The 24,091-nt window shown below is 44.2% G+C and carries 21 protein-coding genes; 9 read left to right on the top strand and 12 right to left on the bottom strand.

Going from position 1 to position 24,091, the window contains the following annotated elements; translation table 11 throughout:
• Positions 1-73: 73 nt before the first annotated feature.
• From U5K35_RS05555 to U5K35_RS05545, 3 genes are read right to left on the bottom strand one after another with little or no spacing between them, the layout of a single operon-like run.
• A complete protein-coding gene (locus U5K35_RS05555; RefSeq protein ID WP_322570476.1) occupies positions 74-1,084 on the bottom strand; it encodes a YhdH/YhfP family quinone oxidoreductase in 1,011 nt (336 codons plus the stop codon).
• Positions 1,084-2,451: an aldehyde dehydrogenase gene (locus tag U5K35_RS05550; protein ID WP_322570475.1), complete on the bottom strand. Its 1,368-nt coding sequence runs from the start codon at positions 2,449-2,451 to the stop codon at positions 1,084-1,086. The genes U5K35_RS05555 and U5K35_RS05550 overlap by 1 nt, the downstream gene beginning before the upstream one ends.
• Positions 2,448-3,278: an SDR family NAD(P)-dependent oxidoreductase gene (locus tag U5K35_RS05545; RefSeq protein WP_322570474.1), complete on the bottom strand. Its 831-nt coding sequence runs from the start codon at positions 3,276-3,278 to the stop codon at positions 2,448-2,450. Before U5K35_RS05545 ends, U5K35_RS05550 begins: the two co-directional genes overlap by 4 nt.
• Before the next feature lie 308 nt (positions 3,279-3,586).
• On the opposite strand from U5K35_RS05545, the gene U5K35_RS05540 reads away from it, so the two are divergent.
• From U5K35_RS05540 to hemL, 6 genes are all read left to right on the top strand, one after another.
• On the top strand, positions 3,587-5,245 hold the full coding sequence (locus U5K35_RS05540; RefSeq protein WP_322570473.1) for a M28 family peptidase: 1,659 nt from the start codon (positions 3,587-3,589) through the stop codon (positions 5,243-5,245).
• Between the two features lie 87 nt (positions 5,246-5,332).
• Complete coding sequence (locus U5K35_RS05535; RefSeq protein ID WP_322570472.1) at positions 5,333-5,809, top strand: ChaN family lipoprotein; 477 nt, start codon at positions 5,333-5,335, stop codon at positions 5,807-5,809.
• Positions 5,727-6,221 (top strand): ChaN family lipoprotein, encoded by a 495-nt coding sequence (locus tag U5K35_RS05530; protein WP_322570471.1) that lies wholly within the window; start codon positions 5,727-5,729, stop codon positions 6,219-6,221. Before U5K35_RS05535 ends, U5K35_RS05530 begins: the two co-directional genes overlap by 83 nt.
• Complete coding sequence (hemB, locus tag U5K35_RS05525; protein ID WP_322570470.1) at positions 6,218-7,210, top strand: porphobilinogen synthase; 993 nt, start codon at positions 6,218-6,220, stop codon at positions 7,208-7,210. The genes U5K35_RS05530 and hemB overlap by 4 nt, the downstream gene beginning before the upstream one ends.
• 203 nt (positions 7,211-7,413) lie before the next feature.
• Positions 7,414-8,304: a protease HtpX gene (gene htpX / locus U5K35_RS05520; RefSeq protein ID WP_322570469.1), complete on the top strand. Its 891-nt coding sequence runs from the start codon at positions 7,414-7,416 to the stop codon at positions 8,302-8,304.
• A gap of 205 nt (positions 8,305-8,509) precedes the next feature.
• Positions 8,510-9,814, top strand: a complete 1,305-nt coding sequence (gene hemL / locus U5K35_RS05515) for a glutamate-1-semialdehyde 2,1-aminomutase (protein ID WP_322570468.1) — start codon at positions 8,510-8,512, stop codon at positions 9,812-9,814.
• An 873-nt stretch (positions 9,815-10,687) separates the two neighbouring features.
• Here hemL and U5K35_RS05510 read toward each other — a convergent pair.
• The gene (locus tag U5K35_RS05510; RefSeq protein WP_322570467.1) at positions 10,688-11,356 is read right to left on the bottom strand and encodes a hypothetical protein; all 669 of its coding nucleotides are present in this window, start codon (positions 11,354-11,356) and stop codon (positions 10,688-10,690) included.
• Between the two features lie 893 nt (positions 11,357-12,249).
• On the opposite strand from U5K35_RS05510, the gene U5K35_RS05505 reads away from it, so the two are divergent.
• The 3 genes from U5K35_RS05505 to U5K35_RS05495 all read left to right on the top strand — a co-directional run bounded on the left by U5K35_RS05505 (position 12,250) and on the right by U5K35_RS05495 (position 14,887).
• Complete coding sequence (locus U5K35_RS05505) at positions 12,250-12,738, top strand: DUF1456 family protein (RefSeq protein WP_322570466.1); 489 nt, start codon at positions 12,250-12,252, stop codon at positions 12,736-12,738.
• 142 nt (positions 12,739-12,880) lie between these two features.
• Positions 12,881-13,405: a hypothetical protein gene (locus tag U5K35_RS05500; protein ID WP_322570465.1), complete on the top strand. Its 525-nt coding sequence runs from the start codon at positions 12,881-12,883 to the stop codon at positions 13,403-13,405.
• Between the two features lie 231 nt (positions 13,406-13,636).
• Positions 13,637-14,887 (top strand): MFS transporter, encoded by a 1,251-nt coding sequence (locus U5K35_RS05495; protein WP_322570464.1) that lies wholly within the window; start codon positions 13,637-13,639, stop codon positions 14,885-14,887.
• A 1,266-nt stretch (positions 14,888-16,153) separates the two neighbouring features.
• Here the strand turns inward: U5K35_RS05495 and U5K35_RS05490 are convergent.
• The 8 genes from U5K35_RS05490 to U5K35_RS05455 form a co-directional block, all read right to left on the bottom strand.
• Complete coding sequence (locus U5K35_RS05490; RefSeq protein ID WP_322570463.1) at positions 16,154-16,501, bottom strand: MmcQ/YjbR family DNA-binding protein; 348 nt, start codon at positions 16,499-16,501, stop codon at positions 16,154-16,156.
• Positions 16,502-16,554: 53 nt separating this feature from the next.
• Positions 16,555-17,451, bottom strand: coding sequence for a cation diffusion facilitator family transporter (locus U5K35_RS05485; protein WP_322570462.1), 897 nt, complete (start codon positions 17,449-17,451; stop codon positions 16,555-16,557).
• A 4-nt stretch (positions 17,452-17,455) separates the two neighbouring features.
• Positions 17,456-18,223 (bottom strand): ZIP family metal transporter, encoded by a 768-nt coding sequence (locus U5K35_RS05480; RefSeq protein ID WP_416221591.1) that lies wholly within the window; start codon positions 18,221-18,223, stop codon positions 17,456-17,458.
• 274 nt (positions 18,224-18,497) lie between these two features.
• Complete coding sequence (locus tag U5K35_RS05475; protein ID WP_322570460.1) at positions 18,498-20,663, bottom strand: carbohydrate binding family 9 domain-containing protein; 2,166 nt, start codon at positions 20,661-20,663, stop codon at positions 18,498-18,500.
• 213 nt (positions 20,664-20,876) lie between these two features.
• Complete coding sequence (locus U5K35_RS05470) at positions 20,877-21,257, bottom strand: DUF423 domain-containing protein (RefSeq protein WP_322570459.1); 381 nt, start codon at positions 21,255-21,257, stop codon at positions 20,877-20,879.
• Between the two features lie 618 nt (positions 21,258-21,875).
• Positions 21,876-22,337 (bottom strand): IS200/IS605 family transposase, encoded by a 462-nt coding sequence (gene tnpA, locus U5K35_RS05465; RefSeq protein WP_322570458.1) that lies wholly within the window; start codon positions 22,335-22,337, stop codon positions 21,876-21,878.
• Positions 22,338-22,746: 409 nt separating this feature from the next.
• Complete coding sequence (locus tag U5K35_RS05460) at positions 22,747-23,400, bottom strand: CDGSH iron-sulfur domain-containing protein (RefSeq protein ID WP_322570457.1); 654 nt, start codon at positions 23,398-23,400, stop codon at positions 22,747-22,749.
• A gap of 105 nt (positions 23,401-23,505) precedes the next feature.
• Entirely contained in the window at positions 23,506-24,072 is a 567-nt protein-coding gene (locus U5K35_RS05455) for a DUF3347 domain-containing protein (RefSeq protein WP_322570456.1), read from the bottom strand.
• Between the last annotated feature and the right edge of the window lie 19 nt (positions 24,073-24,091).

Raw genomic sequence — 24,091 nt, 5'->3', positions numbered from 1 at the left:
AGGCTATAATCGCTTCGCTCGGAGCCACTCCTTGGAAATGAGGGGACTTCTTATGTTGCCAAATTCAATGACTTTATCTCGAATTCACGTTAACTAAAACTTTCCCGACCTGATTTCCCTGCAGGATTTGCTGTATCTCGTTGGGAAGATTTTTGAGATCTGTCTCTCTGTGTATTTTGTGTAAAAATTTGGGCTTCCACTCTTCAGCGAGTAGTTTCCAAATTCTCATCCTGTCGGTCATTAAGGCAATTCCGGAATCAATCCCCATCAACGAGACTCCGCGAAGAATAAAAGGTAAAACGTTTGTGTGCAGCTCGTGACCAAGTACATTCCCGCAGCAGGCAACGACTCCATTGTGCTCCGTTTGACGAATGACGGCATCGAGCATCTCTCCACCTACGGTATCAAGTGCTGCAATCCATCTCCCCGATAACAGCGGTTTATCCGGAATGTCTGTGACTTTATCCCGGTGTATAATCTCAGCTGCTCCGAGTGATTTTAAAAAATCGGTTTGATTCATTTTACCCGTTGCCGCTATTACCTTGTAACCGAGCTGACTCAACAAACCGACTGCGAAAGATCCAACACCTCCGGTTGCTCCCGTAACCAATACGCTGCCATCCATAGGCCCAATTTGCTGCTTGATGATTTTTTCTACTCCGATGGCGGCCGTCAGTCCGGAAGTACCGATCATCATACTTTCTTTAATGCTTAAACCGGAAGGAAGAGGTACAATCCAATCGCCCGGAACAGAAATATACTGACCAAACCCGCCGGGGGTATTCATACCAAGATCGTAACTGGTTACGATTACCTTGTCGCCACTTTTAAAGCGATCGTCACTGCTTTTTTCTACCACGCCTGCAGCGTCGATTCCCGGTGTAAAGGGATACTCTTTAGTAACTCCCTTATTACCGGTTGCGGATAGCGCATCTTTGTAGTTGAGTGATGAGTAGTGAACCTTAACCAATACATCATGATCAGGGAGATCAGAAATGGTTTTCTCTTTTACAGATTGGATGTAGGTGTTTCCCGATTTTTCTGCAACCAACGCCTTAAACGTCTTTTTAGGTTCTGAATTCATTATTTCAGAAGCTTTTTGAGCCATTTTAACTTGTCGGTGTCAATGGGCGGATAACGAAAATCCGGATCAGGCCAGACAGGCTTTTTCAGAACAGACTGGAGCCGGGTAAAGCAGTCAAAACTATACTTTCCGTGATAGGCGCCCATACCGCTGTGGCCCACTCCGCCAAACGGTAAGTTTGGGTTGGTCAAATGACTGATGGTTTCATTGATGCAACCTCCGCCAAAAGGTACATCTTCAATAATTTCCGATTCTACATCAGAGCTGTCTGTAAAAAGGTAGAGGGCCAAGGGTGAATTCCTTTCAATTAGCTTGGCTTTAGCTTCGTCCAGACTTTCGTAAGTGAGTATCGGCAGAAGCGGTCCAAAAATTTCCTCTTCCATAATAACAGAGTCCCAATCGGCCTGAATCATGGTTGGTTCGATAAATCTGGTCTCTCGGTTGGTCATCCCACCATGGATAACATCACTCTGCTCAAGCAGATTTTCGAGCCGGTCAAAATGATCGTGGTTTATAATCTGCGTATAATTTTCGCCGGTGATGTAATCATTACTGTAAAACTGTGAGAGAACTTGCTGGCCCATCTCCACAAACTCGTCTTTGACTGACTGATGAATCAATACATAGTCGGGTGCCACACAAATTTGGCCGGCATTCATGGTTTTTCCCCACCAAATGCGTTTAGCGGCTATTTCGATATTGGCATCGGAATGAACAATAGCCGGACTTTTTCCGCCGAGTTCTAAGGTAACCGGAATCAGCTGTTCTGCAGCGGCCTTCATTACTATTTTCCCTACACGGGTACTTCCGGTAAAAAAAATCTTGTCAAACGGTTGAGATAAAAGTTCCTGAGTCTCTTCAACGGCACCTTCAACAACGGCCAGAACGGATGGAGAAAAATATTGCTCAACCAGATCTTTAATCAGTGCTGATGTCTGTACAGCCAGTTCAGAAGGTTTTAGAATAGCGTTGTTACCGGCCGAAAGTGCTCCGACCAAAGGCTGGAACGTCAGATGAATCGGGTAGTTCCACGCTCCTATAATCAAAACCGTACCGAAGGGCTTTTTATAGACTGTATTTCTGGATGGAAAGGTGAATATCGAGTTGCCGACCTGATCGGGCTTTACCCATTTATCGATATGTTTTAGATGGTGATCAATTTCGTGAAGTATGGTAGCGATTTCGGATGTGTAAGCTTCGGAATAGGGCTTGCCAAAATCTTCATGAATAGCCGCGCATATTTCCTGTTCGTTCTCCTGAAGCAATTTTTTTAGAGTTAGCAGAGACTCTTTTCTCTTGCTCAGAGAACTGATCTCACCCTGCTGAAAAGTCTTTTTTTGATGTTCTACCAGTTTTTGAATAGTCATGACTTTTTTGATTTAGGCGTTCTCCCTTCAAATGATTCCATAGACTTATAAACACCCAGCAGATTGCCGGCTACCCAATCAAATAGTTTATAAGGTAAAAGTGCTTTTATCAATGGCACCAATTTTACCATAAACGGTGCCTGAATGGATCGTTTGCCTGCAGCAATTCCTTTTAGCATCAAGTCAACAATCTCATCTGTCTCTAAAAGAGGAACTAGTATTGGGGCTTTCACGCCATCAAACATGCCTGTTTTGATGTAGCTGGGAATGACTGCCGTAACGCCCACACCGGTATTCAGCTTTTCCATCTCAAGACGAAGTGATTCACTCCAGCCGATCACGGCCCACTTACTGGCGGCATACACACTCATCCTGGGATTTCCGATATAGCCTGAGGCGGACGCAAGATTTACGATTTGACCCGACCCGCGCTCAATCATCTCATTTAAAAAAGCCCGTGTTACCCACATGCTGCCGGTTGTGTTGATCTGAATCGATTTTTCAATTTCAGAAAAGGAGTGTTCATGAAACATCTTGCCAACTACAATCCCGGCGCAGTTGATAATGATATCCGGAACCAGATTTTCTTTGATAAAATGATCTGCCTCGAGTTGAATAAGATTTCTGTCTGTTACATCAATCCCGGTAACGTGGACCTCAGCCCGGTCTTTAATTTCATTTTTAAGTTTATGAAGATCGTCCGGATTACGATCCCAGAGAATGAGCTTTACATCGGCAATATCAGCAACTTTTTCGGCAAATCGTTTACCGATGCCGCTGGCCGCTCCGGTAATAAGAATAGTTTTATGGTCGTAGTAATTTATCATATCAATCAAATCATACGAAAAAAGGGAGCAGTAGAAAAATCAATTCAGTGAATTGTTAAGTCACTGTTTAAAATCCTACATTTAATGATGGAGAAAAACTCCGAATAGGTCGTTAATTCATGATAGATCGTTTTATCAGGATTTAGTTAACGATCAAAAGATTCTCCCCTTGAGGGGAGTGTCCCGACTGCATTTTTGTCGGGATGAGGGGTGTTCATACCTCTAATTCTCCTTTCAAAGGGAGACTTGTTACTTAATCATTTACAGTAAGATATTCACGCACCATACTAAACAAACTATATAACATCATGAACAGGATTCTACTTTTTTTATCACCGCTATTTTTATTTCTGGCCGCTTCTTGTGGTCAGCCACCCGTGGAGCAGGCTGCGAATTCTATCACAGCTGAATCTTTGATGAGCCATATTGAAGTGATCTCATCCGATGAATTTGAAGGCCGTGCACCCGCAACAGAGGGTGAAGATTTAACGGTGGATTATCTGGTTGAAACGATGGAGCAGATGGGTGTTGAGCCGGGGATGGACGACGGCTCATATGTTCAGCAAATTCCACTGCTGGGTCAACAGATAGACGGTTCTTCAGCCGCAATGAATATCCGTTCAAACGGACAGGTTGCAGAACAATTGGGATACAGAACGGATTTTATGGCCTGGCCGAGCAACGAAGCGGAACGTGTTCAATTGAGAAATGCGGAGTTACTTTATGTAGGTTACGGCATTCAGGCTCCGGAATTTGACTGGGATGATTATAAGGGCGCTGATGTAGAAGGGAAGGTGCTGGTATTTAAAAACAGTGACCCTTCAAACGATCCTGAAATTTTTGAGGGCGATTCCCGTCTCTACTACGGTCGCTGGAGCTATAAGTTTGAAAAAGCGGAAGAGATGGGCGCACTGGGTGCGATTATCATCCACACTACCCCAACAGCCGGTTATGGATGGTCTGTTATTGAGAACAGCTGGGGCCGTGAGCGTTTTTCACTGAAGGGTGATGACGACGCCGGTACAAAACCGGAGTTTAACGGATGGCTGACAGAAGAGCATAGCGAGAATCTTTTTGATCTTGCCGGGCTGAATCTGGAGGAGATGCTGGAAGCGGCAGAAAACCGGAATTTTGAGCCAATGCCGCTGGAAGGTGTTACGCTTGATCTGACACTGAACGCAACCTACAGTGATATGTCCACCCGAAATGTACTGGGGCAAATCAGGGGAAGTGATCCGGATTTAATGGATGAGTATGTGGTCTTTACCGCGCATTACGATCATCTTGGAGTTACAACTCCGGTGGATGGCGACTCTATCAACAATGGCGCTCTGGATAACGCGGCCGGAATAAGTGCGGTGCTTGAGATGGCAAATGCATACAAGCAACTGGAGCCGGAAATGCGCCGAAGTGCATTGTTCCTTTTTGTTGGTGCTGAAGAGATGGGACTTTTGGGTTCGCTCTATTGGTCACAAAATCCGACTATTCACCCCGGCAAAATAACCGCCAACATTAACATGGACGGCATGCAGGTGTATGGCGAAACCGAGGATGTGGTTTTGGTAGGTTATGGAAGAAACACAATTACGGATGTTATCCGGCAATATGCGGATCAAGAAGGACGTGTGGTGAAACCGGATCCAAATCCGGGTCAGGGTTTCTTCTATCGGTCTGATCACTTCTCACTGGCACGAGTTGGTATTCCGGCTATATTCCCGAATCCGGGCCGTGACTATGTGAACAAACCTGAAGATTTCATCGAAACGGTGGATAGCCTCAGCGCCGTGAACTATCACTCGGTCGGCGATGAAATCAACGAGTATTGGGACCTTTCAGGTATGGAGAAGGACGTGCGATTATTCTTTCGATCAAGCTTCCACATTCTGAACGCCGATGAGATGATGAGCTGGGAAGAGGGGGACGAGTTTCAGGCTATACGCGAAGAGATGCTGATGCAGGCTCCCTGATTCTTTACAACCACTTCATGATTTCTGACTATTTTTAAAGCCCGCTGTACTGATATGGCGGGTTATATCTAATGACAAAAAATCGAGATGGCGAACATTTTAAAGATGGTATTGGCTCTTTTTTTACTGATTTTGTGGAGCGGCTTTACTCCCGATGCAGATAAACCGGCCTATTTGATCTATAATAAAAACGGGAATGTCGTCTCTTATCAGAGCCTGAAAGTACAGTCGACCAACAGTGACCTGGTATTTTTTGGTGAGCTGCACAACAATACCATTGCTCACTGGCTGCAAATTGAACTGCTGCAGGATTTGGCTTCAGATACATCGCGATCAACGTTGGTAGGAATGGAGATGTTTGAGGCAGATCAGCAGCTGCTCATTGATGAATATTTTGAAGGTTTAATCAGTCAGTCCAGCTTTGAAAATGAGGCCCGGCTTTGGAATAACTACAGTACCGATTACAAACCGGTTCTTGAATTTGCTAAAGAGAACGATCTGGAAATTGATCGCCACAAATATCCCGAGGCGTTATGCGTCTGCGGTCTACGGTGGTGGGCTTGAAGTGCTGGATGAACTATCAGCGGAAGCCAAGCAGTGGATGATGCCGCTGCCCGTTGAGGTGGACACGGATCTTCCGGGTTATCAAAACATGCTGGAGATGGCGCAGGGACACGGCGGAATGAATATCGTTTATGCGCAGGCTGTTAAAGATGCTACGATGGCTCATTTTATTTTGACAAACCTTGAAGAAAATAGCCGAATCTTTCATTTGAACGGCTCGTATCACTCCAACGATTATGAAGGAATTGTCTGGTATGTGAAACGAGACCGTCCTGAACTAAGAGTTTTAACAATCAATACGATCGTGGTGGATGATGTGAGAAGCGTGGATCAAGCTACAGCTGCAGGCTGCAGATTTAACCATTGCCGTTCCATCTACGATGACAACAACCTATTAACAGTTTATCTATGAGTTATTCAGAGTTTCCCTATTCCAGACCCCGGCGACTTCGCAGTTCGGGTAATGTGCGTCGAATGGTAGCGGAAAACCATCTGTCGGTAAATGATTTTATCGCGCCTCTATTTGTGATGGAGGGAAAAAACGAGAAGGTGGAGATTCCATCCATGCCGGATTATTACAGGTATACTCTCGATCTGCTTTTAAAAGAAATCGAGGAAATACAACAATTAGGAATTCCCGCGGTTCTTCTGTTTGCCAAGGTACCGGAAGAAAAGAAAGATAACGAGGGCTCGGAAGCTCTTGATCCAAACGGACTGATGCAGAAATCGGTACGAACCATTAAGGAGCAGTTTCCGGAGATGGTGGTCATGACCGATGTGGCAATGGATCCATATTCCAGTTACGGACACGATGGCGTTGTGAAAGAGGGTAAAATTCTGAACGATGAGAGCGTGGACATCCTGGCGAAAATGGCGGTGAGTCATGCCGAAGCCGGCGCCGATTTTGTGGCTCCATCGGATATGATGGACGGACGAATTTTGCTGATGCGCGAAGCGCTGGAAGAGGCCGGTTTCCCCAATACGGGAATTATGGCATACAGTGCCAAGTACGCCTCAAGCTACTACGGACCATTCCGTGATGCACTCGATTCGGCGCCCGGGTTTGGGGATAAAAAGACGTACCAAATGGATCCCTCAAACGTTACTGAAGCTGTGAAAGAAGCAATTACAGACGAGCAGGAAGGTGCAGATATCATCATGGTAAAACCGGGCATTCCATACCTGGATGTGGTTCGGGCCGTAAAAGAGGTCGTGAATCTGCCGGTATCGGTCTATAACGTTTCCGGTGAATATGCCATGATCAAGGCTGCGGCAGAAAAAGGCTGGATCAATGAGGAAGAGGCAATGATGGAGGCACTGATCGGCTTCAAACGAGCCGGCGCCGACCTGATCGCAACCTACTTCGCCAAAGATGCTGCAAAACTGATTTTGAAGAAGTAAATGGCTTCCCCTCTTGAGAGGGGAAATGTCAAAACGAAAGCACAAAGTGCGATTCGGTTTGACGAGGGGTGTGTTAACGTATTGGGGGTAAAACTACACATTACGATTTTTTGCTAAAATTCTAAACACACCCCTAAATCCCCTCTCCAGAGGGGACTTTTTAAAAGAATATTGTAAACAAACCAAGTAATTAAACTTTAAAAATGAAACGAGTACTTTTATTTCTTGCAACCAACCTGGCGATTATTATTGTGGCCAGTATTACCCTTTCAATTTTGGGTGTGGGATCCTATCTGGATGAAACCGGCACAAACCTGAATCTTCAGGCACTACTGATTTTCTGTTTTGTTTTTGGAATGGCGGGATCCTTTATCTCACTGCTTCTCTCCAAGAAGATTGCCAAGTGGACGATGAAGATTAAGCTCATCGACAAGCCGCAAAACTCTCGTGAGGAGTGGTTGGTTCGAACCATTGAGAAGCAGGCGAAAGATGCCGGAATCGGGATGCCTGAAGTAGGTATTTTTGAAGCACAGCAGGCAAATGCTTTTGCTACCGGTGCCAATCGAAATAAGGCACTGGTTGCGGTAAGCAGCGGAATGATGCAGCGTTTTGATCAGGCTGAAATTGAGGCGGTATTGGGTCATGAAGTGGGTCACGTTGCCAACGGCGATATGATTACCCTTGCCCTGATTCAGGGTGTGGTGAACACTTTTGTGATGTTCCTTGCCCGTGTGATCGGGTTTGTTGTAGACCGCGTGGTTCTGAAGAATGAGCGTGGACTGGGAATCGGATATTTTGTAACAACCATTGCCGCAGAAATTGTATTGGCAATTCTGGCTTCCACCATCGTATTCTGGTTCTCACGCCGACGCGAGTTTCATGCCGATGAGGCCGGCGCGAGATTTGGCAGCCGTCAGGGTATGATTGGCGCACTGCAGCGACTGAAGGCGGAGTCTCAGGTACCAAACCAGCTTCCAGAATCGATGCAGGCGTTCGGAATTACAGGCGGTAAGAAGAGCGGGTTTAAGGCACTGTTTATGACTCACCCGCCGCTGGAAGACCGGATTGCGGCACTGCAGAATATGAGTGACTAAATAAGAATTTAGTCCCCTCTTGAGAGGGGATTTAGGGGTGTGTTAATGATAAGTGTATTTTTTTGAATAGAATCTGAATTTTCTACAATATCCCGAACACACCCCTCGATCAGTAAAGCAGGCTTTGCCTCTTTACTTTCACTTTTCCCCTCTCAAGAGGGGAGCTTTTGACAATCAATTTAAATAATACAAAGACTGCATATTTATGCTACTGAACAAAAGCGAATTTCTCTTTAAACAGGCACAGGAATTTATACCGGGCGGGGTAAATTCTCCGGCGCGGGCATTTAAATCGGTGGGTGGTATTCCGGTTTTCTTCAAGAAGGCGAAGGGATCGATCATTACCGATGAGGATGAAAATGAATATATCGATTATGTAGGCTCGTGGGGCCCGATGATTTTGGGACACGCCTATCCGCCCGTTATCAAGGCCGTTCAGGATGCATCTTTTAACTCTACATCATTTGGTGCTCCGACAGAGATTGAGATCAAAATGGCTGAACTGGTCCGCCGAATGGTTCCGAATGTGGATCGTGTGCGTATGGTGAACTCCGGAACCGAAGCATGTATGAGCGCGGTACGGGTGGCTCGCGGATATACCGGGAAGGATAAGATTATCAAGTTTGAAGGAAACTATCACGGTCATGGCGACTCATTTCTGATCAAAGCCGGAAGCGGTGCACTTACCCTCGGAAAACCAAGCAGCCCCGGCGTAACGGAGGGAACGGCAAAGGATACACTCAATGCCAATTACAACGATCTGGACAGTGTTGAGAAACTCCTGAAAAAGAATAAAGGGAAGGTTGCCGCAATTATTGTGGAACCCGTTGCCGGGAATATGGGATGTATTCCGCCTCAGCCCGGATTTTTGGAAGGACTTAGAGAACTGTGTGATAAGCACGATACAGTACTCATTTTTGACGAAGTGATGACAGGTTTTCGCTTAGCCCGCGGTGGTGCGCAGGAGCGCTATGATGTGTGGGCTGACCTGGTCACCTTTGGAAAAATTATTGGTGGCGGACTTCCGGTAGGAGCATTTGGCGGTAAAAAAGAGATTATGGATGTAGTTGCTCCGGTCGGGGATGTCTATCAGGCCGGTACACTTTCCGGCAACCCCTTAGCTATGAGTGCCGGTTTTGCTCAGTTAAGCGCACTGGAAAAGCATCCGGAGATATACGTTGAGTTGGAGGAAAAGACCGGATACTTGAAGAAGCGTCTGCAGAGAATTTTAAATAAGCATGAGCTGGACTATTACATGAATCAGGTGGGTTCAATGATTAGCATTTTCTTCACTCCTGAAGTTGTTACCGATTTCACAACAGCAAATACAACAAACCAGGAATTCTTTAAGGTGTTCTTCCATGAGATGCTGAAGCGTGGTATTTATCTGCCACCATCTCCTTTCGAAAGCTGGTTCCTGGCCAATACGCTTACATATGATATGCTGGATGAAACCGTGCGGGCAGCCGATGAAGCTGTTGGCATTGCGAAGCTTATGGTAGAGAAGTAAAAAGAATTGGGTAAATACTCGTTAGTATCAAACTCACAGAGTTACGCCTCAATTTTTTTGAATCCTGAGCGAAGCCCTCTATTCGGCGGTTGGTGTGTATGTTTGCCAACAACCCCGCACTGCCGCGCGTGGCTATTCTCGGTCATCCCTTCGGGACTCGATTTGCCAGGGATCACATCTGAAAATCGCATAAAGTCGGAACCTCGATATTCATTTTCACCAAAAGCCCTGAAAGGGCGATACAACGAAAGCTCTGGGCGCACCCCTGACGTTACCCATATAATCCTGGAATCATTAAAAATGATATAAAGTACATCCACAGATTAAACTGTTTCCCCTATTCCTTTTGGGCCGCCAAAAGGAATCAAAAACTCCCGGGCGGTGATTGCTTCCGGGCCTGGTTTGCCCGCGCGGTTACACAACATCGATCGCTCCCAGGGGAGCCGATATTGTGATGTCTCCCGCGCTTTGATGCAAACCATGCTACTCCTTCACCAATCAAGGCCGGAGGGTTCTTTCGCTTTTTTAAAAAAAGTATGAGTGAATAGGTTGACCCTGATTTTTCCATTACAAATATGAACGCTAAAATATATTGCCTTCAATGCATTTAAAGCACTAAAGTTATAAATATATGGGTAATGTCAGGGGTGCAGGCCGGGGTATGGAAATTCATTATCACCATCATCCGCTGAATAGAGAGAGCTGTTTGGTAAAGAAAACGTGCAGAGGCGGAAACACTCTGAGCTCAACTCAACCTCAACATTTAATCGAATTCAGTTGATCTAATACAAATTCAGATTGATTGCGGTGGTTCATGAAAAGGAACTTAATATCATTTTTTGAACAATTTCTTGTTCAGACGAGACGGAAATACTACTGATTTGTGAACTGTTTATACCGCTCAACGGCCTTCAGCAACCTTCCCTCTTCAAGAGTCAGCTCATATCCGTAATCCGCCAATACTTCTTTACCGTTGCTTTGATACCCTACCATGACTGACGGCAAAACTTCGGTGTATATTCCAAATATGTGCCTGATTCTTTCAATATTTGCAAACCGTGGATCAGAGATAAAAATGGAAATCACATTGTCATCCATTCGCTCTATGACAGACTGGGTATTATAAATTTGAGCCAATTTATTGGCAGTCTCAAGAGGGAAATCCTTGATGATGCCGGTCATAATTGTCATTTCATAAGCTGATGACCGAAGCATTGGCGGCTGGGCACCCTGCCAGCCTGCAAGCTGATAACCGTACATTTCTTCAATTCTGTCAGGGTTACTGGAACTCAGGCTGTCTATTTGATCAACAATGTAGCTGAAATATCCAAAATTGCTTGTGATTTGATTGTGATTGTAAGCCATTTCACTGGCAATGGTGTATAATGCATTCTCGACAATCTTTTTATTTGCCCTGTTCTCCCTCCACTCATTAGCCAAAAAACCGAGCATTACACCGGTAACTATGGCAAAAATTTCCAAAGTAATAAGCAAGCCGGTTGAAATATGTCGATGGCGAGATCTTCTTTTGTATTTAAGCATAGGCTTGAGAATTATGGGTAAGTATTCCGATAATTAAACTCAAATAGCGAAATGATGCAAATGAACGGTGAATCGAAAAGAAGGATAAACAGTGACTAAATATATCACTCTGACAAATGTGCGTTAGAAACCAGCTCAGAGAGTCACCGCGTCTATATTATTATGAACTCTGATCGATTCCCTCTCTTCGTGGGTGGAATGATACGTGAGCCAATATCTGCGCGCTGACATACAGCCTGTCCCGATGCTTTTAGTTGGGAGGGTTATTTAGGCAATTTCACAGAGTTTTGTGAACTAATATTGTATTCCATTAAAACTCCTGAAGGATTGGTATAAAATCAATAGCGTCCTAAACAATAAATAAGATCTAGTCTATTGCCCCGGTCTTCAGGCAGGGGACTAAATTGATGACATTGGAAAAGGGCTTTAGCCCTAATAAGCAGCCCTGTGAAGGGCTAAAGGCCTGATTTTAAGATACTCTTCGTTCGGGGCAATAGAGGATTAATTATTAAAACATAGATAAACTTTTCCTGAACAGTCAGAATCAGCATTTGTTGCTGATTTCAGAATTGTTTTAGACACTATTGGTATAAAAACAGACCTCACTGAAACATACCCATCAAGCACCCTGAAAGGGTGCCACAACAATAGCCCCGGGTGAAACCCGGGGAACAAAAGGCATATCTTACCTCATCATCCGCCGAATAGAGAGAATTGTTTGGTATAGAGAACGTGAAGAGGCGGAAACACTCTGAGCTGAGCTGGTCAAACACGATCACAAAAACTCTATCCCTGAAAATATTTTGACAGTCTCAATAACTCCCAGATCATTTAATGCTTGATGATATTTTCTGTATTTTTGACTTCAAATAAATATTAATGCAATTCTATCCATGCGAAACGACGAAGTCATAAAAAGTATCCGCTACATTTTAGATCTGGATGATGCCCGGATCGCCGAGTTTCTAAAACTGGCAGGCTATCAGCCTTCCAGGGAGGAGGTTTCTGAAATTTTTAATGACAATAAAGAGACCATCACAAAAATAGACGGTACTGAAGTTGAAAAGGATACTGACCACAAACTAACGGCTCACTTTCTGGATGGAGTGATTTTCCATCTTCGCGGTAAAAGCGATAAACACCCGCCTCAGCCGATACAGACTCCGGTTACCAATAATATTGTCCTGAAAAAGTTGCGGGTTGCATTCAAACTCAAAGACACTGATATCATAGATATTCTGGAGAGTGAAGGCTTGAGTATAAGTAAAACAGAGCTCAGCGCATTTTTTCGGGATGATACTCACCGGAACTACAAGAACTGCGGTGATCAGGTGTTGCGGAATTTTCTAAGAGGACTGGCAAAGAGAAAACGCGGAGAGTAAACTGTACAACAATTCGATTGACCCATTTACTATGCGTTTATTATTCATCATTAGCTTTTGTCTTTCTTGGGTAACAACTCAGGCACAAACCGTTGATTCCGTTCATTCTATTGATTCAAAAGTGGGTTTGCAGACGATTTACATGCCACAATTCAATGTCCAGGAAGCTTCAGGTAGGAATATCCAAGCTTATGGAGTAAGGTGGATGCTTTCAGATTACGATAGTTTTCCTTTGGAGTTTGGTTTTCAGGCCTATTCAGGATTTGGCGATGTATCACGAATTTCACTCGGATTTAACCTGGCCTATCTGTTTGCTGAATTGCAAAATCATGATTTCAAAATCGGCCTTGGATTAAGCAGAATTGACCTGGAAGATGTTGACGCCAACGAGGAGGAATTCGGTCCTCATGTTGGTGACGTAAGCTTTATAGGGTGGGGAACCGAATTTAAGCCCTACATAGAATGGGAGTGGACATTTTCCCGTTTCACCTCTCTATTTTTAAAAGCCAGCTATCATGTAATTAATGGGGAAAAGTCAGTGGTTACCTCAGTTGAAGCTACGGGAGATCCGATTTTTAGGAATCGTGTCGCCGATCGTGATTGGTCTTTCTTTTATTCCGCTTCCGGGTTTGATATAGGTATCGGAATAAGCATCATTTTTATGTAAAAAGTGGTATAACAATAATTTTTTTGGGACGAGTGATCGCAATTTTCTATCAGACTCAAAAAAAACATTTCTACGTTCCCCACTTCCTCGGTCTAAGGGAGTGAAGATATAACTGTAAATTGGATTGTCTTAAATCATGAATTCGCAGTTCATTGTCTCATCTCAACTTCTTCATGAAATGTACATTCAAAGCACCTATCTTAAGCAGTCTTTAGAACACCGGATCATTTCATGAATAAATCTGCTTTAGCAACTGTTTTTCTTGTTGTTGTTATCGACCTTCTTGGGTTTGGTATCATTCTACCGCTGCTGCCTTTCTATGCACAGGAGTTTGCTGCATCCGCGGTGATGATCGGACTTCTGTACAGCGTTTATTCATTTATGCAGCTTATCTTTTCACCGATTTGGGGAAGCTGGTCCGATCGTATCGGCCGCCGGCCGATTATGCTGATGAGTACACTGGGTGCGGTTATCGCCTATGTTGTATTCGGTTTTGCTGAGTCGCTGGGAGTGCTTTTCTTTTCCCGGGTTATAGCGGGTATGATGGGTGGAAATATTTCAACGGCTCAGGCATATATTGCTGATGTGACAGACAGCGAAAACCGTGCACGCGGAATGGGTTTGATTGGAGCCGCCTTTGGAATCGGTTTTGTGATCGGTCCGGCCACGGCAACAGCACTGATTCATCCTGCATTTCAAGAGATGGTAGCCAACGCCGGATTTACTGAGTTTGCTGCATGGATGGGAGAAAATCGCTATGCCCTTCCTGGATTTTTTGCGGCCTTTCTCTCTTTTTGCAGTTTTCTGATGGTGCTTTTCAAACTTCCCGAAACCGTGGATACGTCCAAGCCGAGAGAGAAAGTATTTCGTAGGCCCAGTGTGTTCACTCCACAATTCTGGCGTTTACTGGCCGATCAGAAAGGAAAATCTGCCCGCGGATATTTGATTCCGCTGGTTATTGGCTTTTTTCTCTTGTCGTTTGGCGAATCGAGTCTGTACAGTGCCTTTCCGCTCTTTGCAGAGAGTCAGCTCAACATGACCGCCGAACAGGTGGGAATTCAGTTTTTCTACATTGGGATTATAGCCGTGATTGTTCAGGGTTTTCTGATTAAACCGCTGACCAATGTCTTTTCCGAGGAGAAGCTTTTTATGGTGGGTAATATTTTGATGGTGATCGGGCTCGGACTGATACCGTTTTCAACCAGCATGTTTACCCTGGCGCTTTTTCTCGGTTTGATGGCGCTCGGTAAAAGTTTAAACACGCCGACTATCACCAGTTTAATTTCGAAAGAGGCGAGTGAAGACAATGTAGGAGCCGTGATGGGTGCCTCACAGGGCCTGTCGGGTTTGGGCCGGATGATTGGCCCGACCTGGGGCGGGGCGCTCTTTGCCGTCTATTTTGGGCTTCCCTTTGTAGCCACCGCGATCATCGTAGCAACTACCGTTTGGATTGCTTTTGGGTTGATTACGAAGTCTGCTTGAGAGCATCTGATGGATTATTGCCACTGAAGAACGGAAAGGCACGGAATAGTTAGAAATACCACGGTCAGTTTTGCTTAAAAAGAGTTCGGAGATTTAGCGCAGTGACGTAACGAAGTTGATGCTGAATCATCGATAGTTAAATCACCAAATTTTGAAAGTATAAGCACTCCGGAGGAGTGGCCTGTTTGTAGAACCAAAGGCGAAAAAAAGTCGGGCGCCGAACAGAGAGTTGGATTTGGAGTTTGTTCTGAGTTGAGGCGGTGTCAGTTTGAATGAGGTTAATCAATACAGCATTCAAAGTAGGTTCAGGATATCCATGTGCAGCTGAGCTGCGGGTTTGTCGCCCCGGAGCAGAGCACCGCGACGAGGTGAGTCCTGACAGCATTTAATAGATTATCGCCACTGCTCATCTTTTGACGCGAAGCGAAACACGGAAAGGCACGGAATAGTTAGAAATACCATGTCGTATTGTTTAAAAGAGTTCGGAGATTTAGCGCAGGTGTAACGGTGTTGAAGCTGAATCATCGACAGATGAAGACTGTTTTTGACTTCGAAGCACTCCGAAGGAGTGGCCTGTTTGTAGAACCAAAGGCGATTAAAAAAAATATCCGCCGAATAGAGGGGGTGGATTCGGAGTTTTGTCCTGAGTTGAGGCGGTGTCAGTTTGAATGAGGTTAATCAATACAGCATTCAAAGTAGATTAAGGATATCCATGTGCAGCTGAGCTGCGGGTTTGTCGCCACCGGAGCAGAGCACCGTGACGAGGTGAGTCCTGACAGCATTTGATAGACTATCGCTACTGCTCATCTTTTGACGCGAAGCGAAACACGGAAAGGCACGAAATAGTTAGAAACACCATGTCTGTATTGTTTAAAAAGAGTTCGGAGATTTAGCGCCAAGGTGTAGTGGTGTTGAAACTAAATCTTCGACAGATGAAGAACTTGTTTTTGACTTCAGAAGCACTCCGGAGGAGTGGCCTGTTTGTAGAACGAAAGGCGATTAAAAAAGTCGGGCGCCGAACAGAGTGTTAGGTTCGAAGCTTTGGGACAAGTTGAGGCGGTGTGAGTTTGAATGAGGGTAACCAATACAGCATTCAAAGTAGATTCAGGATATTCATGTGCAGCTGAGCTGCGTTTTTGTTGTCACCGAAGCAGAGCACCGCGACGAGGTAAAACACGGTGGTTTCACTATCAGACAATATTTGATTAACTATTGCCACTGAAGCACGGAATAGTGAGAAATACCATCTCTGTATTGTTTCAATCTCTAGAGCTTTTCCCTGTCTTGTTTTGGCAGCTTTGCCACTACAAGATCATACGAATCCTTGATCCACTCTTTAATTTTATCGTCCGGTAAATTCCCCTGCATGCTTACCGTATTCCAGTGCTTTTTGTTCATATGATAGCCCGGCAGTATCAGCCCCGGATATTCTTCCCTTAGCTCAATCGCTTTTACTGGATCGCATTTCAGGTTGATGCTTTCAAAATCATCCACATCACAAAGGGCAAACATCTTTCCCATCACTTTGAACACAAGCGTATTTTCATCGAACGGAAATTCTTCGGTCACTCCTGAAAAGGAAAGGCAATATTCACGAAAAGATTCAATGTTCATCCGTTGAAATCAGTTATCAAGAAAATAAAATTTTAAAATGGGCAAACAGTTCGTTAGGAGTGGTGAGTATCGCTATCACAGGGTTTCAGCTCAAACTCTATAGTGGAGTGAGTGACATCAAAACGGTCGGAAAGGCAAGCTTTTATATCGGATTTAATTTCTTCCAGCCGGCTGCTATGTGATTTGTCAATATGAACGTGGCACTCCAGCATTTTTTGATGTTCATCAATTTTCCATACGTGAATGTGATGCACATCAAGCACGTGTGAGATGGATTCCAGCTCATCTTTAATGGAATCAATCCGGATGTCTTGCGGTGTGGCTTCCATCAGTATTGAAACGGTTTCCTGTAGCATTTGGTAGCTGGAATACATGATGTAAATCGCGATTCCAATAGTTAAGATCGGGTCGATGATAAAGAGATCGTAATACAGGATCAAAACACCACCCACAATCACGGCAAAGGAGGCCGCGGCATCCCCAATAAGATGGACATAGGTGCTTTTTACATTCAGGCTTCTTTTTGAATCTGAATGGAGAATGAAAACCGATAGAACATTGCCGGTTAATCCAACCAGTGCCACCCAAAACATGATGCTTCCGTCGATTTCTTCAGGTTGCAAAAATCTTTCAACTCCTTCTTTAATCAGAAACAGGGAGACAGCCACGAGTATGATCAAATTGATAAAGGCCCCGATGATGTCCGCTCGTCTATAGCCGAAGGTCATTTGCTTAGTGGCATCTTTTCTCGCAAATGTTCTCGCAACGAGCGATACACCTACAGAACCGGTATCGCTGAGATTGTGAACCGCATCAGAGATAAGCGCCATGCTGTTGGAAATGAATCCCCCGATGAGCTGGGCGACGCTGATCCCAAGGTTCAGGAAAAATGTAAACCAGAGGCGCGAAATTGTTTTTCCGGAGTGATCGTGAGAATGTGAATGTGCCATTTTTTTAACCTTCGATGACGAATTGAAATAAAATCATTGCCGCTGCTGTAATTGACATGATGACATAAATCTGCTTCAGGTTAAGCTCTTTCTCTGCCTCGGGGATTAATTCCCTGAAAACCATCCAGAACATGGCACCCGCGGCTAACCCCAGTCCAAAAGGCAGAAACTCTTTGAATATCAAAACGAACAGGAAAGCCGGAATGGCCATGATGGGTTGGGGTAAACTGCTGAAAATACTCCAAAATGCAGCTTTTCGAACACTTGTTCCTCTTGGAATCAAAATTAAACTTATGGCCAGGCCTTCAGGAATATTGTGAATGGCAATGGCGATGGATATGAATGCGCCGAATGTGTTGCTTTCACCAAACGAAACTCCTACACCAATTCCTTCGGCAAAAGAGTGGACGGTCATGATTCCAACAATCATCAGCATTTTTATGGCGTCTGCACCCTGAACATTACCAATGGAGTACTCTTCATCCGTGTTGTTGAGAAATTTCTGGGAATAGTAAACCAGGACGCCACCAACTACGGCTCCCGCAATAACCCTGAGGTAGGCGTATGTTACTCCATCTGTGGTAAACCCTTCATAAACCAGCCCGATGCTGGCTCCCAACATCAGACCGGCTGCCATCGCGTTTCCAATTCCGAGCCATTTGTTATCAAACTTTTCAACAAACAGAAAGGGAAGAGCTCCGAAACCGGTAGCCACGGCTGTGATTGATGCGGCAACAAATACATGAAAAACAGTGACATTTCCATCAGACATATCACCTATAACCCAGAAAGCACTAGCGATAACGGCAACAAACAGTACTAAAGCTGTGATGCTGTCTAAAAGTAGATGGTTGTTCTTCCGGCTATTTTGACTGTTTTGTGATGACAATTAGATAAAAAGTGATTTTGTTAATTGATAATAACTCTTAAAATAAAAGTATTTGATGAATTAAGTATGAGTAATTGTATAATTCAGGCATTCGCAGCGTCTTCGCCATCAAGCTGCCAATAAGAGAATCAGAAGTATCGGTTTTACTATATGCGTATCAGAATCGATAAGTATAATTGATTTTTACAGCGGCCTGAGATTCGATAGCCTCTAAACGACGACCTGTATCTATCCAATTTCGAGAAAAAACCAGAAAGAGATCTGAACCCGGAGTAATAGTCCATCGAAATCGATTGTAGAGGCCCAGAAGATCGCTCAAATCATCATATTGAACAATTTGTGTAAAGGCAATATCGGGAGTTAGATCGATATTGCTGCGTACCACAAACAGGTTGGTAATAAATGATGTTTCAGAAAGCTCTACCCGGCTACTCGACCAGTTGGCCGAAAGATTAATGCCTATATACGGACGAATAGTTCCTTCAAGTTGCAAACTCCGCCGTGTACCGGTCCAGAAACCTTCGTAGCTATACTCGATTTCTCCTGATACTTTTCTGAAGCCGGCTGTTTCAAACTCGGCATTTAAACCCCAGTTTTTGTAATTCCCTGGCAGGATAATTACGGTTCCATCTCGTAAGATGTCGAAGCCTTCATAGATCTTTTCAAAATTTCTGTTGACGCTTATTTCAATTTGTTCTCCGCTTTCAAACTGAATATCTACGGGTGTAAAAGTGGTATTAATGGTTTCAGGTTCAAAATTGAGATTAGTGAGGTGTTCATATCGTAATTGAATCTCCCAGGATCGGAGAACTGGATTTTCAGAAAAGACCCAATTATATCCGGCGGTTGGTTGAAGCCTTCGAAAACCGTTCCGAGGCACAAACCCGACAGCGGGATTAAATGAAGAGCCATATTCCCTGTATGAAACCCAGCTGTAAAAAGGAAAGTTCGGGTAGTTAAGTCGAATACCTCTGCTCGTACGATCCCAAAAATCACTTGAAAACCCGGTGTTTACTTCGTTATGCCACACGAAAAATGCCTGAAATTGTAAGTTTTTGCTTCCCAGAAATGAGGACGTTCCCAATTCCAGATCTGTGCCCAAAGTATGGCCTGTATCAAATGAGCTGTCACCGGCCTGGCCTCTGCGGGTATAGATAAGCCCGACCGAACTCTCCGAAAAAATATTTTGAGAAAGGCGTGCAGCCGTAAAGTCTTCAGATGCACTAATATCACTTTCACCTGTTCTGATCTGATAAAGTCCCATGTTGGTATTGCCTTCCCTTCCCAAAATTCGCAGACCACCGGTGATGGGGACAGGTTGACCTCCAACGAGCCCTATTTGCCTGGTGAAAAAAGGTTCTACTCCACTGGCCGGCACAAAACTGAAAATTCCGGAACCTTCAAGAAAAAAGTCACGCTGTTCCGGAAACCGTAAGGGAAAACGGGTAAGGTTTACCCGTCGTTGATCTACCTCTGTTTCAGCAAAATCGGTATTTATTGTCAATGAAGCTCGAACGCTTGGGGTGAAGCTGTAGGATACATCAAACCCTGCATCCATGGATTTGTCAATGGATCGTTCTTCGCCGGAAGGATGTGTCATATTTCGAGTGCCGGTGGCATATGGTTTAACTTCCAGGCCAAGTCCCTGAGACAAGCTGGTGAGACCGGTTAGGGTTCCTGCATTCTGAGGCCGAAAAAGTCCTTGATTTCGCTTCCACCCCGCCCAAAGAATTTCTTCATTCACTCTTCGTACGGTGCGCTGAAAGTTGATGCCCCAGGTCGTGTTTTCCGGATCAAAATCGAGTGACCTAAAAGGGATGCGAATTTCAACAGACCAGCCCCGGTCTGTTATTTGAGTTTTGGCGTCCCATATACCGTTCCATGCTTTATTTAGATTGGTTCCCTGGCCAACTGTCAGCAGTCCGTCTCCACGTAATGCTGCCGGATTTGTCTCAAAAAAATAAGCTTTCCGGCCGGAATTGAAGGTATCCAGAATCCACATAAATCGATCATCAGCTCCAAGCCCCTCATCTCTTCGCTTCTGATAGGCTAAGATTTGATCAGGAGTACTGTCATAAAGCATTGCAGCGATGTACAAATTGGTTTCATCATATGCGACATAGATTTCAGTTTTTTCAGAAGGTTTACCGCCTTCCTGTGGTTCCTGCTGTGTAAAGTTTGTTGTGGGTTGAATGAGATTCCAAAAAGATTCATTCAAGATTCCATCAATCTGAACGGATTCACTTTCGGTGAGTCTGTAGGCCTGTATTGAATATTGTGAGTCGTTTACGTAGGCATCCTCTTGATGAGCCTGCTTAGCCATTAAATCTGTACAAATGCACAGAACCAGAGTAATACAAGATAAAATTGATACTGTTTTAGGCATTTGGATAAAGTAGTCAGAAAAAAGATTTTGAACAGTTTTTAAATGTAGGCTTCCTTATTAGATAACCGATAGCTGGTAATGTTTTCATCAATCTATGCACAAGAGTTTAGTATCTGGCAAAATTCAAAATTGAAAAAAATGTGCCCCTTATTATCCGGTATCCTTTGCAGTTCCAATTGCCAGAAATATCCATCCCAAAATAAAAGCGACACCGCCCAATGGAGTAACGGCACCCAGCCAGCCGGTATCCGTGAGTGTCAGGATATAGAGGCTTCCCGAGAAGATGATGATACCGGCTATAAAAGCGATACCGCTCCGGCCAATCCATTTTGAGTCTTGAATATGATAGGAGACAGCACCGAGCAAGAGAAGTCCCATGGCGTGGTAGAAGTGGTATTCAACCCCGGTTTGATAGACCTGAAAGCGTTCCGGTGTGAGCATATCCTGAACTATGTGTGCCCCAAATGCACCAAAAGCAACGGCAAGAGCCATGAAGATAGAGCCGGAAATGAGAAGGGATTTTGATGTCATGGAGTATGTTTTAAAAGATCCCGATTACAGTTGATAAGGTAATATTGAAAACAAAATTGAAGATAAGAAGAATTATAAACGGTTTTAGATACAACCGGGCAGCGTCATGTTTCATATCTACGGCACGGGAGCTAAGGAGTAGGATAAATTTTCTTTATATGTGTCGTCCCTCCGGGACTTTTGAGCGAATTTCTCTCGTGTTTCCACCCATGTTACGTACCTAACGGCACGTGGCTTTGCTTACAACTAAATATGTCTACAAAAACTGCTATTACAATCTTGTCCCGCTAGGGACAAAATATGGGTAGAACTCGGAATAAAAACCACATTATGATAAGCGTGCCGTTAGGTACGCAATATAGCCAAGGCGACGATTTTAATGTGTACAGTTCATCAAATCCGACCTCAAATTTCTCAAGAAGATATAGGTACTACTATCAAAAATTTCTCTTGTATTTCTACCCATATGCCGTACCTAACGGCACGGGAGGATTGAGTGCAAAAAATAGATCAACTAATTTGTCGGGATTTAATATTGTCCCGCTAGGGACAAAATATGGGTAGAACTCGGAATGAAAACCACACCATGATCAGCGTGCCGTTAGGTACGAAACACAATCATGTTACGGGCTTAAAAATGAATCGCTCATCATAATCAACTTCGAATTTTTCAAGAAGATCGAGATACTCTTCTCGGAAACTTCTCTTTTTATGATGTTCTTCCTGGTTCTGAATGTATTTGACCACTTGCGGAACCTGAGCTCGTGAATGTGAGAAAGCCCCATATCCTTCTTGCCACGAAAACCTCCCATTGACAAATGCGTTTTGATTAATCCATTTGGTCGAATCTTGTTTTACATATTTCATCAATTCGGATAGGCTTTGGGTAGGACGAAATCCAAGCAGTAAGTGAACATGATCCGGCATGCCGTTGATTTGAAGCACCTTGTGATTATGATTTTGCACAATTCCTGTAATGTATTTGTAAAGATCATCACACCAATCGTTGCGAATTAAGCTCTGTCGGTTTTGAACAGCAAATATAGTGTGGATGTGGATTTGTGTATAGGTGTTGGCCATTTTGTTCTCCCTCTATTTTGATTGTTAAATCCTCTTTTGTGTCGTCCCTCCGGGACTTTTGAGTCGAATTTCCCTCGTGTTTCTACCCATGTTACGTACCTAACGGCACGTGGACTTATGTCTTAAACAATATGATAATGATGTCTACCATTATTACAATGCCTAGTTACGAATCTTGTTTACCAGACGCTAGGGTACATTTAAATATGTTGGTATTTTTCCTAGAACTGCGGAATTAGTATTCCTGAAATCTCATTTGTCTATCAATTTTTCGGGATTATCTGTTGTCCCGCTAGGGACAAAATATGGGTAGAACTCGGAATGAAAACCACACCATGATCAGCGTGCCGTTAGGTACGCAATATGATAAATACCCTTAGCGCTCACCGCGTCTCTGCGGTGAACCAACTCATCCCTCAAACCCAATCTCTTTATGGGTTCCGTCACAGAAAGGCTTGGTGGATGACCCGCCGCAACGGCAAAGAGCAACTCCTTTATCGGATGTGCGTTCTCCTAATTCTTCTGATTCCATGGTATAACTTCCTTCCAGGATGGCAGGACCGTTTTTCATCAGTTTGATCAGCAGCTTGTCATGCTTCTCCTTTTCGATTGGAGGCATTTTCTCTTTGTTGGCATTTGTATCTGCTTTCCAGTCGATCTTTTCATGAGAATTGTCGCAGGCGGGTTTGTTTCCGGAAGCTCCGCACCGGCAGAGGGCAAAGCGGGTATCGGCTAGCACGGTATTTCCTTCGTGATCCTGAACTTCCAAATCTCCATAAAAGTAAACCGGTCCGTTCGCAGTGAGTTTGATACGATTTTTAGAGGAAGGTTTTTCTGTGCGATCAGACTTCTTCAAGCTGTAATGAAGAGCTCCGGTAGGACATTTTTCAATCGTTTCGGCAATGTTTTCTGCAGAGTCATTCTCGGGTTGAATCCACGGGTTTTTGTCGGGGTCAAATACATTGGGAAGCCCCTTCACACATTCGGCCGCGTGGATGCAGCGCTTTAGATCGTAGGTTACCTTGATCTCTTCATTTTCGTAGCTAAGAATTTTCTTTTCCATGACTCTGTCTCGTTAAAAGATTGATAGGTATTTTTATCAATTAACGTAATTAACCACAGAAAAGAAATGCAGTAAGTAGCGATTAGCTCAGGGAAAAATGAATCATCAAATTCTTTCAATAATTTCACCGCACCGCATCATTCGGTCGCCGTGATAGGGATTGGCAATCTGCTCTTCGCGGCTAAGCCAGTCGGCAGAACCGCCACGGACCATCGGACAGCTTTGATGGTATATGGTGTACCCAACCGGCCGAAACGTTTTTATCATTTCGATCATCGCTTCCGAAATAAACTCAAAGTGATATCGCTGGTCATCCACGTCATCTTCCTTGAGGAGTTCATTCGAACCGTTTTCAATAATCTCTTTATAGGAAATCCATAGGGCAAGACTCTCCTGATTAAGCCCTTCCGGGTCAACTCTTTCTGCTTCACTCATTAGTGAGTTGGAGTGTACTTTGGCAGTTTCAGCATCAGATTCAACCAGTGCGTCCTTTAGGTCAAAATAGTGATCCAGAACGATGCTTATCTGATCATCAAACTTCTGATTTGATTGTACAAACTGTGCTTGCATTTGCCGGCGGCGTTCTTCCTGTTGAGCCTGTTCTTTTTCAGAAGGGCTACAGCCAACAGAGATGACCAGAATTAACGCAAACAGTGCGTAAAAGGATTTCATATGATACAGTCGGATAAGG

Origin of the sequence: Rhodohalobacter sp., from assembly GCF_034521535.1 — a bacterium.
Classification (GTDB): domain Bacteria; phylum Bacteroidota; class Rhodothermia; order Balneolales; family Balneolaceae; genus Rhodohalobacter.
The sequence above is the reverse complement of the archived record's forward strand: the minus strand, read 5'-3'. Positions and strand labels throughout refer to the sequence as shown.

Bases quoted from the DNA above. Each gene is read 5' to 3' on its own strand.
- U5K35_RS05555 (WP_322570476.1), bottom strand. From the start codon at position 1,084: ATGAATTCAGAACCTAAAAAGACGTTTAAGGCGTTGGTTGCAGAAAAA.
- U5K35_RS05550 (WP_322570475.1), bottom strand. From the start codon at position 2,451: ATGACTATTCAAAAACTGGTAGAACATCAAAAAAAGACTTTTCAGCAG.
- U5K35_RS05545 (WP_322570474.1), bottom strand. From the start codon at position 3,278: ATGATAAATTACTACGACCATAAAACTATTCTTATTACCGGAGCGGCC.
- U5K35_RS05540 (WP_322570473.1), top strand. From the start codon at position 3,587: ATGAACAGGATTCTACTTTTTTTATCACCGCTATTTTTATTTCTGGCC.
- U5K35_RS05535 (WP_322570472.1), top strand. From the start codon at position 5,333: ATGGCGAACATTTTAAAGATGGTATTGGCTCTTTTTTTACTGATTTTG.
- hemB (WP_322570470.1), top strand. From the start codon at position 6,218: ATGAGTTATTCAGAGTTTCCCTATTCCAGACCCCGGCGACTTCGCAGT.
- htpX (WP_322570469.1), top strand. From the start codon at position 7,414: ATGAAACGAGTACTTTTATTTCTTGCAACCAACCTGGCGATTATTATT.
- hemL (WP_322570468.1), top strand. From the start codon at position 8,510: ATGCTACTGAACAAAAGCGAATTTCTCTTTAAACAGGCACAGGAATTT.
- U5K35_RS05510 (WP_322570467.1), bottom strand. From the start codon at position 11,356: ATGCTTAAATACAAAAGAAGATCTCGCCATCGACATATTTCAACCGGC.
- U5K35_RS05505 (WP_322570466.1), top strand. From the start codon at position 12,250: ATGCGAAACGACGAAGTCATAAAAAGTATCCGCTACATTTTAGATCTG.
- U5K35_RS05500 (WP_322570465.1), top strand. From the start codon at position 12,881: ATGCCACAATTCAATGTCCAGGAAGCTTCAGGTAGGAATATCCAAGCT.
- U5K35_RS05495 (WP_322570464.1), top strand. From the start codon at position 13,637: ATGAATAAATCTGCTTTAGCAACTGTTTTTCTTGTTGTTGTTATCGAC.
- U5K35_RS05490 (WP_322570463.1), bottom strand. From the start codon at position 16,501: ATGAACATTGAATCTTTTCGTGAATATTGCCTTTCCTTTTCAGGAGTG.
- U5K35_RS05485 (WP_322570462.1), bottom strand. From the start codon at position 17,451: ATGGCACATTCACATTCTCACGATCACTCCGGAAAAACAATTTCGCGC.
- U5K35_RS05480 (WP_416221591.1), bottom strand. From the start codon at position 18,223: ATGTCTGATGGAAATGTCACTGTTTTTCATGTATTTGTTGCCGCATCA.
- U5K35_RS05475 (WP_322570460.1), bottom strand. From the start codon at position 20,663: ATGGCTAAGCAGGCTCATCAAGAGGATGCCTACGTAAACGACTCACAA.
- U5K35_RS05470 (WP_322570459.1), bottom strand. From the start codon at position 21,257: ATGACATCAAAATCCCTTCTCATTTCCGGCTCTATCTTCATGGCTCTT.
- tnpA (WP_322570458.1), bottom strand. From the start codon at position 22,337: ATGGCCAACACCTATACACAAATCCACATCCACACTATATTTGCTGTT.
- U5K35_RS05460 (WP_322570457.1), bottom strand. From the start codon at position 23,400: ATGGAAAAGAAAATTCTTAGCTACGAAAATGAAGAGATCAAGGTAACC.
- U5K35_RS05455 (WP_322570456.1), bottom strand. From the start codon at position 24,072: ATGAAATCCTTTTACGCACTGTTTGCGTTAATTCTGGTCATCTCTGTT.